Annotated in this window: 17 protein-coding genes; 9 read left to right on the top strand and 8 right to left on the bottom strand. The window is 64.9% G+C overall.

The features are described 5' to 3' along the window. Positions 1 to 16 precede the first annotated feature (16 nt). The 3 genes from ISM_RS02265 to ISM_RS02275 all read left to right on the top strand — a co-directional run bounded on the left by ISM_RS02265 (position 17) and on the right by ISM_RS02275 (position 2,989). Positions 17 to 1,333, top strand: coding sequence for a mechanosensitive ion channel family protein (locus tag ISM_RS02265; RefSeq protein ID WP_009812482.1), 1,317 nt, complete (start codon positions 17 to 19; stop codon positions 1,331 to 1,333). Then, positions 1,330 to 2,487, top strand: a complete 1,158-nt coding sequence (locus ISM_RS02270; protein WP_009812483.1) for a TIGR03862 family flavoprotein — start codon at positions 1,330 to 1,332, stop codon at positions 2,485 to 2,487. The genes ISM_RS02265 and ISM_RS02270 overlap by 4 nt, the downstream gene beginning before the upstream one ends. A 76-nt stretch (positions 2,488 to 2,563) precedes the next feature. Then, on the top strand, positions 2,564 to 2,989 hold the full coding sequence (locus tag ISM_RS02275) for a GFA family protein (protein ID WP_009812484.1): 426 nt from the start codon (positions 2,564 to 2,566) through the stop codon (positions 2,987 to 2,989). 3 nt (positions 2,990 to 2,992) lie between these two features. On the opposite strand, the gene ISM_RS02280 is transcribed toward ISM_RS02275, so the two are convergent. Beyond that, positions 2,993 to 4,987, bottom strand: a complete 1,995-nt coding sequence (locus ISM_RS02280; RefSeq protein WP_009812485.1) for a lytic transglycosylase domain-containing protein — start codon at positions 4,985 to 4,987, stop codon at positions 2,993 to 2,995. A 168-nt stretch (positions 4,988 to 5,155) separates the two neighbouring features. On the opposite strand from ISM_RS02280, the gene dapA reads away from it, so the two are divergent. Next, positions 5,156 to 6,031 (top strand): 4-hydroxy-tetrahydrodipicolinate synthase, encoded by an 876-nt coding sequence (dapA, locus tag ISM_RS02285; protein WP_009812486.1) that lies wholly within the window; start codon positions 5,156 to 5,158, stop codon positions 6,029 to 6,031. A gap of 186 nt (positions 6,032 to 6,217) precedes the next feature. Beyond that, complete coding sequence (locus ISM_RS18130; RefSeq protein ID WP_156783292.1) at positions 6,218 to 7,003, top strand: hypothetical protein; 786 nt, start codon at positions 6,218 to 6,220, stop codon at positions 7,001 to 7,003. Between the two features lie 8 nt (positions 7,004 to 7,011). On the opposite strand, the gene ISM_RS02290 is transcribed toward ISM_RS18130, so the two are convergent. From ISM_RS02290 to ISM_RS02300, 3 genes are all read right to left on the bottom strand, one after another. Next, positions 7,012 to 7,707: an NYN domain-containing protein gene (locus tag ISM_RS02290; RefSeq protein WP_009812487.1), complete on the bottom strand. Its 696-nt coding sequence runs from the start codon at positions 7,705 to 7,707 to the stop codon at positions 7,012 to 7,014. Positions 7,708 to 7,818: 111 nt separating this feature from the next. Then, the gene (yghU, locus tag ISM_RS02295) at positions 7,819 to 8,691 is read right to left on the bottom strand and encodes a glutathione-dependent disulfide-bond oxidoreductase (RefSeq protein ID WP_009812488.1); all 873 of its coding nucleotides are present in this window, start codon (positions 8,689 to 8,691) and stop codon (positions 7,819 to 7,821) included. Between the two features lie 161 nt (positions 8,692 to 8,852). Then, on the bottom strand, positions 8,853 to 9,965 hold the full coding sequence (locus ISM_RS02300; RefSeq protein ID WP_009812489.1) for an S-(hydroxymethyl)glutathione dehydrogenase/class III alcohol dehydrogenase: 1,113 nt from the start codon (positions 9,963 to 9,965) through the stop codon (positions 8,853 to 8,855). Between the two features lie 129 nt (positions 9,966 to 10,094). On the opposite strand from ISM_RS02300, the gene ISM_RS02305 reads away from it, so the two are divergent. The 3 genes from ISM_RS02305 (at position 10,095) to ISM_RS02315 (ending at position 11,683) form a co-directional block, all read left to right on the top strand. Further along, positions 10,095 to 10,370, top strand: coding sequence for an I78 family peptidase inhibitor (locus ISM_RS02305; protein ID WP_040618252.1), 276 nt, complete (start codon positions 10,095 to 10,097; stop codon positions 10,368 to 10,370). A gap of 85 nt (positions 10,371 to 10,455) precedes the next feature. Continuing rightward, positions 10,456 to 10,800: a DUF2794 domain-containing protein gene (locus tag ISM_RS02310; protein ID WP_009812491.1), complete on the top strand. Its 345-nt coding sequence runs from the start codon at positions 10,456 to 10,458 to the stop codon at positions 10,798 to 10,800. 4 nt (positions 10,801 to 10,804) lie between these two features. Then, positions 10,805 to 11,683 carry a class I SAM-dependent methyltransferase gene (locus ISM_RS02315; RefSeq protein WP_009812492.1) on the top strand — a complete coding sequence of 293 codons (879 nt, stop codon included), beginning with the start codon at positions 10,805 to 10,807 and terminating at the stop codon, positions 11,681 to 11,683. An 82-nt stretch (positions 11,684 to 11,765) separates the two neighbouring features. On the opposite strand, the gene speB is transcribed toward ISM_RS02315, so the two are convergent. From speB to ISM_RS02335, 4 genes are all read right to left on the bottom strand, one after another. Continuing rightward, a complete protein-coding gene (speB, locus tag ISM_RS02320) occupies positions 11,766 to 12,737 on the bottom strand; it encodes an agmatinase (RefSeq protein ID WP_009812493.1) in 972 nt (323 codons plus the stop codon). Then, complete coding sequence (locus ISM_RS02325; RefSeq protein ID WP_009812494.1) at positions 12,734 to 13,573, bottom strand: C40 family peptidase; 840 nt, start codon at positions 13,571 to 13,573, stop codon at positions 12,734 to 12,736. Before ISM_RS02325 ends, speB begins: the two co-directional genes overlap by 4 nt. Beyond that, positions 13,573 to 14,973: a leucyl aminopeptidase family protein gene (locus ISM_RS02330; RefSeq protein WP_009812495.1), complete on the bottom strand. Its 1,401-nt coding sequence runs from the start codon at positions 14,971 to 14,973 to the stop codon at positions 13,573 to 13,575. Before ISM_RS02330 ends, ISM_RS02325 begins: the two co-directional genes overlap by 1 nt. Positions 14,974 to 15,104: 131 nt before the next feature. Continuing rightward, on the bottom strand, positions 15,105 to 15,497 hold the full coding sequence (locus tag ISM_RS02335) for a hypothetical protein (protein ID WP_009812496.1): 393 nt from the start codon (positions 15,495 to 15,497) through the stop codon (positions 15,105 to 15,107). A gap of 162 nt (positions 15,498 to 15,659) precedes the next feature. On the opposite strand from ISM_RS02335, the gene ISM_RS02340 reads away from it, so the two are divergent. Beyond that, the gene (locus ISM_RS02340) at positions 15,660 to 16,310 is read left to right on the top strand and encodes a carbonic anhydrase (protein WP_009812497.1); all 651 of its coding nucleotides are present in this window, start codon (positions 15,660 to 15,662) and stop codon (positions 16,308 to 16,310) included. The last annotated feature ends 8 nt before the right edge of the window (positions 16,311 to 16,318 follow it).

Below are 16,318 nucleotides of genomic sequence, written 5' to 3' on the forward strand. Positions count from 1 at the left end.
GGCAAGAGGGTACGGGATGGACGGACAACCGGAAATCATTCAACAGCTTATGGACTATGTACGGCAAGGCTGGGAGATCGCCGAAAGCTGGCTGCTGAGCCCCGCCGCATGGTCGCAATTCGCCCTGTTGATCGCGGCCTATCTGCTCTCGGTGATGATCAACCGCCGCCTGCGCCCGCTGCTCAAAAGGCTGCTCACACCGCAGGGCGATCAGACCCATATCATCGCCCGCGCCCGCCTTTTTGTGCTGGATTTCACGCCGCTTTTGCTGCCGCTTCTGGCCTATGTGTTCACCGGTCTGGGCGAGAGCGTGACCCGCTCGCTCTTTGACTCGGGCGCGGTCATCGCCTTTGGCAACCGGGTGTTCATCTTCCTCGGCGTGCGCATCCTCGTGCGCGATATCCTCAAGGATCCGTTTCTGCGCCTGCTGGGCAAATATGTGCTGCTGCCGATGGCCGCGCTCTATGCCGTGGGCCTGTTGGAGACGGCGACGGCCAAGCTCAAATCCACCATCGTGCCGCTCGGCAACATGTCTTTCGACCTGCTCTGGCTCTTGCAGGCGGTGGTCGCGGGCGGCGTGGTGTTCTGGCTCGGGCGTTGGTCGAACGATCAATCGACAAGCTATATCCATGCCCAGCAGGACATGCGCCCGGCGACCCGACAGCTTGCCGCCAAGGCCGCCGAGATCGCCATTTTCGGCGCGGCCTTCCTGCTCTTGATGAACATCTTGGGCATCTCGCTCACCTCGCTGGCGGTGCTCGGCGGTGCGATTGGCGTGGGGCTCGGCTTTGGCCTGCAGAAGATCGCCGCCAACTTCATCTCGGGCGTGATCCTTCTCGTCGAGGGGCAGGCCACGGTCGGCGATTATGTCGAGCTGGACGGCGGCGAGGCGGGCACCATCGTCAAGACCACCGCCCGCGCGATGATCCTCGAGACCTTTGATGGCCGCTGGATCGTGGTGCCGAACGAGGATTTCATCACCACCCGCGTCGTCAACTATTCCGATCAGGGCAGCGCCAACCGCTATGAGGCGGAATTCTCGGTCTCGTATGATGCCGACGTGAACCGCGTGCCCGAGATCATCGAAGAGGCCGTGTCCAAGCTCGATTTCATCCTGCAAGTGCCCGATGGCCCCGATTGCGAGCTGCGCGCCTTTGGCGACAGCGGCGTCGAGTTTGCGGTCGAGTTCTGGGTCAATGGCATCGACGATGGCAAGAACCGCTTTACCCCGGTGGTGATGATGACGATCTGGAACGCGCTCAAGGACAATAATATCGAGATCCCCTACCCGCAGCGTGTGGTCCATCACAAGGGACTGCCGCCCGAGGCATGAGCGAGGCGCTGATCATCGGGGCCGGCCCGGCAGGGCTGATGGCGGCAGAGCGGCTGGCGGCATCGGGCGTCGCCGTCACCCTGGCCGAGGCCAAGCCGAGCCCCGCGCGCAAATTCCTGATGGCCGGGAAATCCGGGCTCAACCTCACCAAGGACGAGCCTTTCGAGGCGTTTCTCGCACAGTTCGGCGCGGCGCAGGCGGAATTGGCCCCGATGCTGCGCGGCTTTGGGCCTGAGGCGGTGCAGGATTGGGCGCGCGGCCTCGGTCAGCCGCTCTTTACCGGCTCGACAGGCCGGGTCTTTCCCGAGGCGATGAAGGCCTCGCCGCTGTTGCGGGCGTGGCTGGCGCGGCTCGAGGGCGCGGGCGTGCGGCTCGAACGGCGCTGGCGCTGGACCGGCTGGGACGGCGAGACCTGCCGCATTGAGACGCCCGAGGGGCCGCGTGTGCTCCGCCCCCGCGCCACGATCCTCGCCTGTGGCGGGGCGAGCTGGGCGCGGCTCGGCTCGGACGGGGCATGGGCGGGCTGGGTCGAGGGCACCGCGCCGTTCCGCCCGGCCAATATGGGCTTTGCGGTCTCTTGGTCCGACCATATGCGGCGGCATTTCGGCACGCCGGTCAAGGGTTGCGCCCTGCAGGCGGGCGATCAGCTCTCGCGCGGCGAGTTCGTCATCTCGGAACGTGGCATCGAGGGCGGCGGCATCTATGCGCTCTCGGCCGCGATGCGCGACGGCGCGCCGCTGACCATCGACCTCGCCCCGGATCTGAGCCTTGAGGATCTGCGCGCCCGGCTCGCCCGGCCGCGCGGCAAGCAGAGCCTTGCCAACCACCTGCGCCGCACGCTGCGGCTCGACCCGGTGAAACAGGCGCTCTTGATGGAGTTTGCCCGCCCCCTGCCCGAGGATCTCGCGCCGCGGGTCAAGGCGCTGGCCGTGTCGCATGACGGCCCGCGCCCGATGGATGAGGCGATTTCCACCGCAGGCGGGCTGCGCTTTGACGCGCTCGACGAGGGTCTCATGCTGCGCGACCGGCCCGGCACATTTGCCGCCGGCGAAATGCTCGACTGGGAGGCGCCGACGGGTGGCTATCTGCTCACCGCCTGTCTGGCGACCGGGCGCTGGGCCGGGGACGCCGCCGCGCGCTATCTGGCGGGCTGAGAGAGGCGCATCCACTGACAGAACCTGACAGGGGGTCTTGCTAGTCTGACCTCAGTCGCCTTTGAAAGGATGTCCCATGACCAGTACCGGTTCCTGCCTCTGTGGCAGCGTCACCTACCGCATCGACCACGCCCCGGAAACCGCCCATGCCTGCCACTGTGGCCACTGTCAGAAATGGTCGGGCGGGGTCAATCTCTCGACCGAAGTGCCCGAGGCCGCCTTTCACATCACCGGCGGGGCGGAGCATCTCGGCACCTATAAATCCTCGGACTGGGCCGAGCGCTGTTTTTGCAAAAACTGCGGCAGTTCGATCTTTTCGCGGATGACCGCCGAAGGTCCGCATCAGGGGCTGCATTACATCTGCATCGGCACGCTCGACAGCACGGAGGGGCTGCGCCTTGGCGATGAAATCTTCATCGACCGCAAACCCGCCTGTTACGGGTTCGAGGGCACGCATAAACGGCTGACCGAGGCGGAGTTCTTTGCCATGGTCGGCGGCTGAACCTCAGTTTCCCTGACTTAGGCTGGGCGTCAGGCTGCGCCCGGCCAGCTCTTTGGAAAAGGGCTGTGGCAGCGGATCACGCCCCAGCCGGGCGCGGTAAATCGGCAGGCTCTCGGCCACCCGCTGCACATAGTTTCGGGTCTCGCGGAACGGGATATGTTCCACCCAGTCCACCACATCGACCTCTGGATCGCGCGGATCGCCAAGGGCCTCGATCCATTGATCGGCCCGATGCGGCCCCGCGTTGTAAGCGGCTGACACCAATAGGATATTGCCGTCGAACCGCTCGGCCATCTGGGCCAGATAGGACGCCCCGAGCTGCGCGTTATAGCGCCAGTCGTTGCGCACTTTTTCCGGGTCATAGGCGACGCCCGTGTCCCGCGCCACATCGCGCGCGGTGCCGGGCATCACCTGCATCAGCCCCTCGGCCCCGGCATGGCTGCGCACCGAGAAATCGAACTCGCTCTCGCGCCGCGCAATGGCCAGCGCCATCTCCATATCGATGGGCAGATCCATCTCTTGCATCGGGTGCAGCGGGTAGTAGATCCCATTGGCGACCCGCCCTTCCGACGCCGCCGCCTTGCCCGCCATCACCTGCAGATGCGCGTCGCCCATCTCGTCGAGCGCCTGCCCCAGACGCGCCAGATCGTCCCGGCTCAGCCGCTCGGCCAGATCAGTCAGGAACATCTCGGCATACCAATCCTGCCCGTTTTTGGCCAATAGGACCCCGGCCTGATACGGCAGGCTCTTGGCGAACGCAGCCGCCCGCCCATCGCCCAGATCCTCGCGCCCGTTGAGATCCTCGGGCAGCGCCACACCGGCCTTTTCCGCCGCCAGCAGCCCGTAGAAACTCGTCGGATGCTCGGCCCCCGCCTCATAGGACACCTGTGCCGCCTCCGGATCGCCCAGCGCCTCCTGCGCCCGGCCCAGCCAATAGCCCGCCCGGCCCCGCGAGATCGGCGAATTGACCGCCGCGCTCAGCCGCTGAAAATGATCCCGCGCCAGTTCCGCATCATCGAGAAACCGCAGCGCCAGATAGCCCGAGAGAAATTCGAGATCGGCGTAATCGCCGCCCTCCTCCAGCCCATGCACCGAGGCCAGCGCATAGGCCGTGTCATACTTGCCCTCGCGCATCATCCGACGCGCCAGCGCCCGCCGCCAGCTCGCCCAGCGGTCAGGGATTCCAAGCCCCTTGTCGCTATGGCTCTGCGCCACGGTGAGGGCCATCGCCTCTTCGGTCTTGCCCATGTCGAGCAGCCGCTCGAACCGCCGGTAGGACAAGAGAGGATCGTCCTGCAACTCTTTGGGAAGGTCCGATATTCCCGCCGACGGATCACCGCCGTTCTTGATCTTGTCGCGCAGCGCCGAGAGCTTTTGCTGCGCCTCCGACACCAGGGGCCGCATGAGCGCCACATCCTTGAGCCCGCGCCATTCCGCCATGTCGAGCCGCGCGGCGTGATGATCGGCCAGAAACGGGCCGTGCTCGGCCAGGAAAAGATCATGCTCGGCCGTGCTCAGATCAAGCGTCCGCCACGCCAGCACGATCCCCGCCTCGGCATCGCCCTGCTTGCCCGCCGCCATCTGCGCCCGCGCGAGGCGCAGCACACCGCCCCCGGTCTGCGGGCTGCGGCTCTCGAAAAGCGCCAGCACCTCGGCATCGCTCGCCTCTTCAAACACCGGCTCGCTTTTCTCCACCAGCCGGTCGAGACCCGGGAAATCGCCATGGCTGTCCAGAAAGGCCAGCACCTCTTGCGGGCTGCCATGACCTGCGCGCAGCCGCATCCAGTCGATGATCGCAGGCCCCGCCGGGCCGCTCCGCTCGGCCAGCCCGCGCGCCCAGATCCAGCGCCCGTCCTGCGCCGCCAAGAGCGCCGAGGTCAGTGGCCGCGGCGGCAGGTCGCGCAGACCCTCCGCCGCCCAGCCCGGCGTCGCCCACGGGCCAACCCCGGCCCCGAGCCCAACCCCGAACCCGGCCCCCAGAAGGAAAACAATGGCCATTCCGCGTTTCACAGCTTGCATTTCACCGTCCGTCACATAATAGACAGGCCCAGCCTATGTATGCGGCCAAACCCCGTCCAATGACATTCGGTCATGATGGGCATGATCCCGCTGAGGCCTTCATTTTACGGGCCATCCGCCCGCCATGACAAAAGAAAGGAGCGTGTCATGCTTAAAGGTTCACTACCTGCCCTGGTCACGCCGTTCAAGAACGGCGCGCTGGATGTTGACACGCTCAAACACCTTGTCGAGTGGCACATCAACCAAGGCAGCCACGGTCTTGTTCCCGTCGGCACCACCGGCGAGAGCCCGACGCTCAGCCATGAAGAGCATGAAGCCGTGGTCGAGATCGTGGTCAAGGCCGTCAATGGCCGCATTCCCGTGGTCGCCGGTGCCGGCAGCAACAACACCGCGGAATCGCTGCGCTTCATGGAGCATGCCAAGAAGGTCGGCGCCGATGCCGCCCTCGTGGTCACGCCCTATTACAACAAGCCGACCCAGCGCGGCCTCATCGCGCATTTCAAGACGCTGCATGATGCCTGCGACCTGCCGATCGTAATCTACAACATCCCCGGTCGCTCGGTCGTCGACATGCTCCCCGCCACCATGGGCGAGCTGGCGAAACTGCCGCGCATCATCGGCGTCAAGGACGCGACCGGCGATCTCGCCCGCGTCTGCCAACAGCGCATCACCTGCGGCACCGACTTCCTGCAGATCTCGGGCGAAGACGCCACCGCACACGGGTTCAACGCCCAGGGCGGCGTCGGCTGTATCTCGGTCACCGCCAATGTCGCGCCGAAACTCTGCGCCGAGCTGCAAGAGGCGACGCTGCGCGGCGATTACGCCGAGGCGCTCAAGATCCAGGACCGGCTCATGCCGCTGCATCAGGCGATCTTTACCGAGCCGGGGCTTGTCGGTGTCAAATACGCCATGTCGCGGCTTGACCTGTGCAGCGCCGAGGTCCGCCCGCCGCTCACCCCGCTGCTGGACGAGACCAAAGCCCTCGTCGACGCGGGCCTGCGCCACGCCGGGCTGCTCAACTGAGCGCCAGGCTTGGATAAAAGTCAGACAGATCGAATGAGAAAGCCCCGCCCCCGCGCGGGGCTTTCGCGTTGTTGGGAGCAAAGGAACCCTGATGAATTTGGGTGTAACCACTCGCGAGTGAGAAACTGAGGTGTCCCGAGATTCAATCCCGGAGCCAAGTCACACTGTCACGAGAGGGAGCCTTCGATGTTTACATACGATTTCGATCACCCAGAAGAATATGTGGGCCGTTTTCAGCCCATTTTGGAACCGGTGGCGCGAGAGATCCTCCGCGAAATGTATGAGCAGTCTTCTTGGGATAGCTCCGATTCAGACCATCGTTACTTAACCAATAGACCGCCCTCGCCAGTGACAGACCATGTCCCGCGTGAGATAGAGAGCGATTTCGCGAAATGTCACCTCAGGGCATTCCATGCGACCCGCCTGTTGGATCAAGATACGATATGGCGAGAGGGACTTCGTGCCCTCAATCCCAATGATCAAATCGAGCGCGTTCGAAAGGCTTTCAGTAGCCTGCCGAGCAACGAATATACTGAGCGACTTCTCACGAAGCTTGCGACATGGAATGAAGAAAACGACCGAACGGGAGTCACAACTCGAGAGAAACTTTGCTTTGTGTCACCCCATCGCGTGGGGCTTCATGACGGCGGATGCGACATCTTCTTCAAACTCTTCGGCGGCGAGTTCATTCAACGGGTGTTGGGTAGAACAGTTAAAGATACCGACATCCCAATCAATGAGCCAGGAAGCCCAGCTGTCGTGGTGGTGAAGATACCCGCCACATCGTGCCTACATGGTTCAAATAAGGTTTTGTGGGACACTATGAACAGCCTTGGCCATTCCCTCCCGGAAACGTCCGGATCGGTTGGGGATGTCTGTATCCCTTGGGGTATCCCTCCGGAATGTATCGAGAGAATTTGTGACCGACACGACCCCTACCTTGCCGCCGTTGAGCCCGTCAAAGCACCGTAACAGCCGCCTCAATCCATCCGCCGCACCATGAGCTGATTGCCCTCGCGCCGGGTCTCGAGCACCTTGATCGCCGCGATCAGGTCGCTGAGCTTCTTATGCCCATAGCTGCGCGTGTCGAAATCTGGATTGGCCGTGGTGATCTGTTGGCCCAGACGCCCCAGCGCGTACCAATCGCCATCCTGATCGATGCTGTCCATCGCCTTGAAGAGCAGGTCGCGCGCCTCGGTGAGCTTGGTCGCCGGGGCGCGGCTCTCGGTCTCGGGCGCGCCGCCGAGATTCTCGAGATAGATGAACCGCTTGCAGGCCTTGCGAAACGCCTCGGGCGTCTTGCGCGCGCCGATGCCGAACACCTCGAGCCCCTGTTCGCGCAAGCGGCTGGCGAGCCGGGTGAAATCGCTGTCCGACGACACCAGAACGAACCCGTCGAACCGGCCCGTATGCATCAAATCCATCGCGTCGATCACCAGCGCGATGTCGCTGGCGTTCTTGCCCACGGTATTGGCCGGCGAATGATGCGGCACGAGGCCAAACTCGGCCTGCACCCGGTTCCAGCCATTCATCTGCTGGGACGAGAAATCCCCATAGCAGCGCCGCACCGACGCCTCGCCGATCGAGGCGATCTCGTCAAAGATGGCTTGCGTCCATTTCGGCGATGTATTGTCGGCATCGATCAGAACCGCCAAGAGCGGCGTTTGTTCGGGCATGTCTCTCTCCTGTGAGGCGCCCTCCTGTGAGGCGTCTGCCCCCACACATAGCACAAAGGCCGCCCCTTCCCAGAGGCGGCCTTGGCCAATCGCGCGAATTGCCGAAAAAGATCAGGCGTCTTCGCCGATCTTGTCCTGCGTCTGCGTCTCGAAATCCGAGGCGGCGTGCCGCTCCCAGAGCTGCTCTTCGGGCTCGCCCCAGAACCGGTTGACCTTGCGCCCGCGCTGCACGGCGGGGCGGTTTTCGATCTCATTGGCCCAGCGCTGCACATGCTCATACTCATGCAGGCTGAGGAAGGTCGCCGCATCGCCATATTGACGGCCGAGCGCCAGATTGCCGTACCAGGGCCAGATCGCCATATCGGCAATCGTATAGTCCTCGCCCGCGATGAACCGCCGCTCGGCGAGCTGCCGGTCGAGCACATCGAGCTGGCGTTTGACCTCCATCGCGAAACGGTCGATCGGATATTGCCATTTCTCCGGCGCGTAATGGTAGAAATGCCCGAACCCACCGCCGAGATAGGGCGCGCTGCCCATCTGCCACATGAGCCAGTTCATCACCTCGGTGCGCCCGGCCCCGGATGTGGGCAGGAAGGCGCCGAATTTCTCGGCCAGATGCAGCAGGATCGAAGCGCTTTCAAACACCCGCACCGGTTCCGCGCCGCTGCGGTCGATCAGCGCCGGGATCTTCGAGTTGGGATTGACCTCGACAAAGCCGCTGCCGAACTGATCGCCATCGCCGATGCGAATGGGCCAGGCGTCATATTCCGCGTCATGCCCCGCATCGAGAAGCTCTTCGAACATCGTGGTGACCTTGACCCCATTGGGCGTCGCCATGGAATAGAGCTGAAACGGATGCTTGCCCTCGGGCAGCGCCTTGTCATGGGTCGGCCCGGCAATCGGCCGGTTGGTCGAGGCGAAGGTGCCGCCATTCTCACTCTCCCAGGTCCAGACCTTCGGGGGGGTATAGCTGTCGTCGCTCATCACAGATGTCCTCTTGTTGCGCAGGCCCCGGCACCTTTGGCCGAGGCGTTGCTGTTAACCTAGCCACTCCACGCGAGGCTGCAACAGCAAGGGCCGCACAATCGCTGTGCGGCCCCCCAAATTCTCGTGATCACGCCGATCAGGCGCGCGCATGATCGCGATCAGTAGATCACCACCGAACGGATGCTCTCACCCGAATGCATGAGCTCAAACCCCTTGTTGATGTCGTCGAGCGGCATCGTGTGGGTGATCATCGGATCGATCTCGATCTTGCCGTCCATGTACCAATCGACGATCTTCGGCACATCGGTGCGCCCGCGCGCCCCGCCAAAGGCCGTGCCCTTCCAGACCCGCCCGGTGACGAGCTGGAACGGACGGGTCGAAATCTCGGCCCCCGCAGGTGCGACACCGATGACGATGCTCTCGCCCCAGCCCTTATGCGCCGCCTCGAGCGCGGTGCGCATGACCTGCACATTGCCGGTCGCGTCAAAGGTGTAATCCGCGCCACCACCGGTGAGCTCGACCAGATGCCCCACGAGATCGCCCTTGACCTTGGACGGGTTGACGAAATCGGTCATGCCGAATTTCTTGGCCATCACCGCCTTGTCATCATTGAGATCGACGCCGACGATCTGATCGGCCCCGGCCAGACGCAGGCCCTGGATCACGTTGAGACCGATACCGCCGAGACCAAAGACAATGGCGCGGCTGCCGATCTCGGCCTTGGCGGTGTTGATCACCGCACCGATGCCGGTGGTGACGCCGCAGCCGATATAGCAGACCTTGTCAAACGGCGCGTCCTTGCGGATCTTGGCGAGCGCGATTTCCGGCAGGACCGTGTGGTTCGAAAAGGTCGAACAGCCCATGTAATGCAGGATCGGCGTCCCATCGAGCATCGAGAACCGGCTGGTGCCATCGGGCATGACGCCCTTGCCTTGGGTCTCGCGGATCGACTGGCAGAGGTTGGTCTTGGGGTTGAGGCAATATTCGCACTGGCGGCACTCGGGCGTATAGAGCGGGATCACGTGATCGCCGGGCTCAAGGCTCGTCACCCCCGGCCCCACTTCGAGAACCACGCCCGCGCCCTCATGGCCGAGGATCGCCGGGAACGCGCCTTCGGGGTCGGCCCCCGAGAGGGTGAAATCATCGGTGTGACACAGGCCCGTGGCCTTGATCTCCACCAGAACCTCACCCGCTTTCGGGCCTTCGAGGTTCACTTCCATGATCTCCATGGGCTTGCCGGCCTCGACGGCCACCGCGGCTCTGGTACGCATCCTCAATCCTCCTGAAATTCGATTTGGCCGGACATTGGGCGAAAGATCGCAGCTTTTCAACACGCGATACCCGCCCCGCTTGCAAATCGCCGCTTGCCGGTCGAAACCTGTCGCAAACAGGAGATTTTCATGCGCCCCTTTATCCTCGCCCTGCCCGCCGCCGCCCTGCTGGCCGCCTGCAACCCCGAATCTGAAAGCCCTGCCATGCCCTCCGAGGACGCCTGCGGCGCCGCCGCCCTGCAACATCTCGTGGGCCAGGATCACACATCCCATGATTTCTCCAAAGAGGCCAAGGCCCTGCGCATCATCCCGCCCAACAGCGCGGTGACGATGGATCACCGGCCCGACCGGCTCAATGTCGATATCGACGATCAGGGGACGGTCACCCGGATCTGGTGCGGCTGAGCCGAGACAACACGCGCCCCGGAAACCTCACATAGACCGGGGCGATTTTGCTTGCCAACCCCGCATTTCACGGCAAACTTGTGCCATGAATGTCCAGAGCTCCTCTGCCTTCACCGGGTCTGGTGGCGATGCCCAGGTGGCTTTCCACCGCACCGAGCTGTCAGTCATCCTGTCGCTCTACGGGCGCATGGTCGCGGCGGGCGAATGGCGCGATTACGGCATCTCGAGCCTGCGCGACGTGGCCATTTTCTCGGTCTTTCGCCGCACCGCCGAAACCCCGCTCTACCAGATCGAAAAACGCCCCAAGCTGCGCGGCCGTCAGGGCCAGTATGCGGTGATCGGCATGGATGGGCGCATCCTCAAACGCGGCGCCGATCTGCGCACCGTCTTGCGCGTGCTGGAACGCAAGCTCATCCGCGCGGTCGAGTGATCCGATGACAGACACCGGCCCAGCTTCAGGCCCCGATTCAGGCCCAGACACCGGCCCCAACGCCGATCAGGCCGCCTATTGGCAGTCCCGCGCCGGCCAGAAATGGGTCACCCATCAGGCGACGCTCGACCGGCTCTTTGAAAACGTGCTGGCCGCCACCCTCGCCCGCGCCGCCCCGCAGCCGGGCGAAAAGGTGCTCGACATCGGCTGCGGCACCGGGGCCAGCACCCGCGCCCTGGCCGAGGCCATTGGGCCAGAGGGCCATGTCACCGGCATCGACATCTCCGCCCCGCTGATCGATCTGGCCCGCGCCCGCGTCACCGGCCCCCAGGCCAGTTTCCTGCGCGCCGATGCCCAGACCCAGAGCTTCGCGCCCGAGCATGATCTTCTCTTCTCGCGCTTCGGAGTAATGTTCTTCGACGATCCCGTCGCCGCCTTCGCCAATCTGCGCCGCGCCGCCAAACCCGGCGCGCGGCTCGCCATGATCTGCTGGGGCCCGATGCCCGACAACCCATGGTTCCGCCTGCCCTTCAAAGCCGCGGTCGAACGGCTCGGCCGCCCCTCACCACTGCCCGAATTCGCCCCCGGCCCGACCGCCTTCAAGGACATCGACCGGGTGACCGGCATCCTGCGCGACGCAGGCTGGTCCGCCGCCGAAGGGGAGGAGGTCGAGATCCCGCTCCTGCCGCCACAGGTGCTGCACGAGGCCGCCGAATTCGCCTGCCTCATCGGCCCCGCCGCCCGCACGCTTCAGGAAAAAGACGGCACCGAGGACGACCGCTCGGCCATCATAGAGGCCACCGCCGCTTTGCTGTCGCAATACCGACGCGATACCGACCTGACGATTCCGGCCCGTCTCATCCTCTACAGCGCCCGCGCCTGAACGCTTCTTCTGGCCCGAAATATCCCGGGGGTCCGGGGGCTGGCCCCCGGCTCTTCCCCCGGTCACTCCCCCGGTTCTAACCTTACTTCGACCGCGCCGCGACCTGCCCCGCCATGACGCACAGGATCTCATACATCACCGACATGCCGAGAAAGGCCGTGCCCCCCGACATGTCAAACGGCGGCGACACTTCGACCATATCCGCACCGACGATATTGACCCCTTCCAACGCGCGGCAAACCTGCAGCGCCTGATAGGAATTGGGCCCACCCACCTCCGGCGTCCCGGTGCCCGGCGCAAAGGTTGGGTCAACGAAATCAATATCATAGCTCACATAGGTCGGGCCATCTCCGGCGATCTCCCGCGCCTCCGCCATGACATCTTCGACGCCGCGCGCATGAAACTCTTCGATGAGGATGAGACGGATGCCCTCGGCCTTGGCAAAGTCGCGATCCTCCTCGTCATACATGGTGCCGCGAATGCCGATCTGGACCACGCGTTTCGGGTCGAGAAGGCCTTCCTCCACCGCCCGCCGGAAGGGCGTGCCATGGGTGTACATCATGCCGCCGAAATAGCTGTGAAAGAGATCCGTGTGGCTGTCGAAATGGATCATCCCCACCGGCGATTTCTTGGCCACCGACCGCAGCACCGGCAGCGACGTCAGGTGATCCCCCCCCGCCGTCAGCGGTAGAATCCCCGCCTCGATCACCTTGTCATAATACGCCGTGATCCGCGCCATACTGTCCTGAATATCCGCCGGATTCGGCCCGACATCGCCGAGATCGGCACAGCGCGCCGCCTCAAAGGGCCGCATCCCGCTCACCGCATGCTGGGCGCGCATCATGGTCGAGGCATCGCGCAGCTGACGCGGCCCGTGGCGCGGCCCGGGCCGGTTGGTGGTGCCACTGTCCCAAGGCACCCCGATGAGCCCGATCTCCACCTCGCCGAACCGCGCGTGATCCGGCGCCACATGCGGCAACCGCATGAAGGTCGGCACGCCCGCAAAACGCGGCAGCTCGAACCCCGAAATCGGGTGAAAGAATGTATCGCTCATGAAAGTCCTCCCAGACGTTTGCGGGCCGTGACCGGCCCCTCTCCCTGCGCCGCGATCCGGGCGATGGCCGCGCGCAGCGGCTCATAGGCCACCGCCATGTGATGGGCATTGGCATGCAACAGCGTCACGCTATCCGCCATCATCCCCACATGACCTTTCCAAAACACCAGATCGCCGCGCTGCAGCTCCGCGCCCTCGTCCAGGCTTTGCCCAAGCTCGGCCGCCTGCATGTCGCTGTCGCCGGGACAGGCCCTGCCACAGGCCGCGAGCCCCGCCTGCACCAGCCCCGAACAATCGATGCCAAAGCCCGAATTGCCGCCCCAGAGATAGGGCGTGCCCAAAAGCCGCTCGGCCACCGCCACCGGGTCGCTCTCCGGCTCCTCCGCCGGGGCCAGATGCGCCGCAAGCGCATAGCGCCCATCCAGAAGCCGCACGAACCGCCCGGCCTCGCCCACCACGCAGAGCTGACTGCCGAGCGACAGCGGCACCGGCCCCGCGCATTTGATATCGGGCGCGGCAAAGACCAGCGTCCGCGCCATCTGCACCCGATGCGTCGGGCGCGCCCAACCGGCCAACCCCTCGGCCCGCGCATAGCCCACATGCCCGTTGCCCTCATCGCGCAGAAAGGCCCAGCCTTCGCGCGTCTCGAGATGGGTCACCCGCTGCCCCAAAAGCACCTGCCGCTCGACCCGTGGCGCATGCGGATAGGCATAGAGCGACAGCACCGGCGCGACCACCCGCATCGCCGTGCCCTCAGCGAACCGCTCTGCCGTGACCTGACCGCGCAGCGACGCATGCGCCACCCGGTCATTGGCGAAATGACGACGCCGGTCCATCACAGGCCCAGCATCTCGGGCAGCGCCCCAAGCAGCGCCCGCGCCCCCATGCCGACCCCGCCCTTGGGCCGCGCCGGGGCCGCGCTCGGGCTCCAGCCATAGATGTCGAAATGCATATAGCGCGTCTCGCCCGCGAACCGCCGCAGGAAAAGCGCCGCGGTGATCGACCCGGCAAAGCCCCCCTTGGGCGCATTGTCGAGATCGGCGATACCGGGCTCGATCATCGCCTCATAGGGCTGGTGAAAGGGCAGCCGCCAGACCGGATCGGCCATCCGCCCAGCCGCCGCCATCAACGCCTGCGCATCGCCCTCGTCATCGGTGTAATAGGGCGCGAGATCCGGCCCCACAGCCACCCGCGCCGCGCCGGTCAGCGTCGCCATCGACACCATGAGATCGGGGGTGTCTTCCGCCCCATAGGCCAGCGCATCCGCCAGAACCAGCCGCCCCTCGGCATCGGTGTTGTTGATCTCGACCGTCAGCCCCTTGCGCGACCGATAGATATCGCCGGGCCGAAAGGCATTGCCCGCCACCGCGTTCTCGACCGCCGGGATCAGCACCCGCAGCCGCAGCGGCAGGCCGAGCGCCATGATCATCTGCGCAAGGCCCAGAACCGTCGCCGCCCCGCCCATATCCTTCTTCATCAGCCCCATCGACGCCCCGGGCTTGAGGTTGAGCCCGCCGGTATCAAAACAGACCCCCTTGCCCACCAGACACAAAAGCGGCCCCTCGCTGCCCCAGCGCATGTCGATGAGCCGCGGCGCGGCCTCTGCCGCCCGCCCCACCGTGTGGATGAGCGGAAAGTTCTGCGCCAGCAGCTCCTCGCCCGCCGTCACCTCTACCGCCGCGCCATGGGCCGCCGCCAGATCGCGGCACGCCGCTTCGAGCTCGGCCGGCCCCATATCCTCGGCCGGCGTGTTGATCAGATCACGGGTGAGCGCCTCGCCCGCCGCCATCGCCTCGATCCGCGCCGCATCGACGCCCTCGGGCGCCACAAGCCGCGCCTGCCCGCGCTTTTGGCTGGCATAACGGTCGAAGGCATAGCCGGTCAGCAGCCAGCCCAGCGCCTCTTCGGCCCGCCGCTCTGCCGCCAAACCGTCAAGCCGGTAGATCCCTTCGGGAAGCCCCGCCGCCACTGTCGCCAGATGAAACCGCCCGCGCGCCCGCACCTTGGCCTCGCCATAGCCCGCCAGCACAAGGTCGAGCCCGCCGTCGGCATCGGGCACCAAGAGAACCTCTCCCAGCCGCGCGGAAAACCCCGCCGCCTTGGCCCATTGCGCCACGCGCCCCGGCTGCGCGGCCAGCCAATCGTCAAGTTCGCCCGCCTCGATCACCTGCACCGGAACGGCATTTTCCGCTGTGGCAAAACCTGCGAGCGAGGGGGCGGGCGTCTCGGATGTCATACTGGGGGAACCTTCTGGCAAGGGCGCGATGGCCGAACTGATTTGCCCCAGCCTACTGCCCGCCCCGGCGCGTGCAAGCCCTCAGATCGCCCGATCCGGCCCGCGCCCCTATTCCCCCGATCCGCCGCCGGTCAAATCGACAAATCCTGCAATTCCCACAGCTCGTTGAGCGAACAATCCCCGATCCGGAGCAGCCGCGTCATCACCGCCGCCAGCGCCACGGCATCGCCCGCGTCAATGGCCACGCCCACATCGCGCGCCACCCGCGCCAGGGTCGCCATGCCGATCTGTTCGGCAATCGCCGCCACGCTGCGCGCCCCGCGATAGCTTTCTTCGAAATCGCGCGCCTTCCACGACCGATCCACATGCGCCAGCCGCGTCGCCAGATCCTCGAGCGCCCGGCACACCGCATTTTCGGCCCCCGCCTCGCCCAGCTCTTCATACAGAAGGCCAAGCCGGTCGGTATCGAGCCGCACGGTTTCCTCCCAGCGGAGCATGGTCACCCGGTCCACGTTCTCACCCATCCTGTTCACCCCAATGTCCTGTTGCCCCCATAGCCGGACCAGTATCGCGGACCCCGCTTGTCAAAAGGTTTCGCCAAACCCGGATTCTCTCTCGAATTCTCTGTGAATTCCCGCTATTGAGACCGACAGCCAAATTTCTTTGTGTCACCAATAGAGAGAGCCATGGAAAACGCCCGCCCCCTCCCATCCTATCTCGTGCAACGCTATCGCGGTTGGAAAGCCACCAGCTATGCCAATAACGAATCGTGGTATCGCCGCCTGTCGGACGAGGGTCAGCACCCGCGCGCCATGATCATCTCCTGCTGTGACAGCCGGGTGCAGGTCACCTCGATCTTCGGCGCCGATCAGGGCGAGTTCTTCATCCACCGCAACATCGCCAACCTCGTGCCCCCCTATCAGCCCGACGGCAATCAGCACGGCACCTCGGCGGCGGTCGAATATGCGGTGACCGCGCTCAAGGTGGCGCATGTGATCGTCATGGGCCATTCGAGCTGCGGTGGCGTCAAAGGCTGCCATGACATGTGCTCTGGCGCGGCCCCCGAGCTCGAGAAAAAGAGCAGCTTCGTCGGCCGCTGGATGGACATCCTGCGCCCCGGCTACGAACGGGTCAAGGACATCAAGGACCCCATCGAACGCACTGCCGCGCTTGAAAAAGAAGCGGTCGTCGTGTCGCTCGAAAACCTGATGAAATTCCCCTTCGTGGCCTCCGAGGTCAAAGAAGGCCGGCTGTCGCTGCACGGTCTCTGGCATGACATCGGCGAAGGCACGCTCGAACATTACCTGCCCGAGAAAGGCACGTTCGAGAAGGTCTGAGCCGCCTC

Origin of the sequence: Roseovarius nubinhibens ISM (assembly GCF_000152625.1) — a bacterium.
Taxonomy (GTDB): domain Bacteria; phylum Pseudomonadota; class Alphaproteobacteria; order Rhodobacterales; family Rhodobacteraceae; genus Roseovarius; species Roseovarius nubinhibens.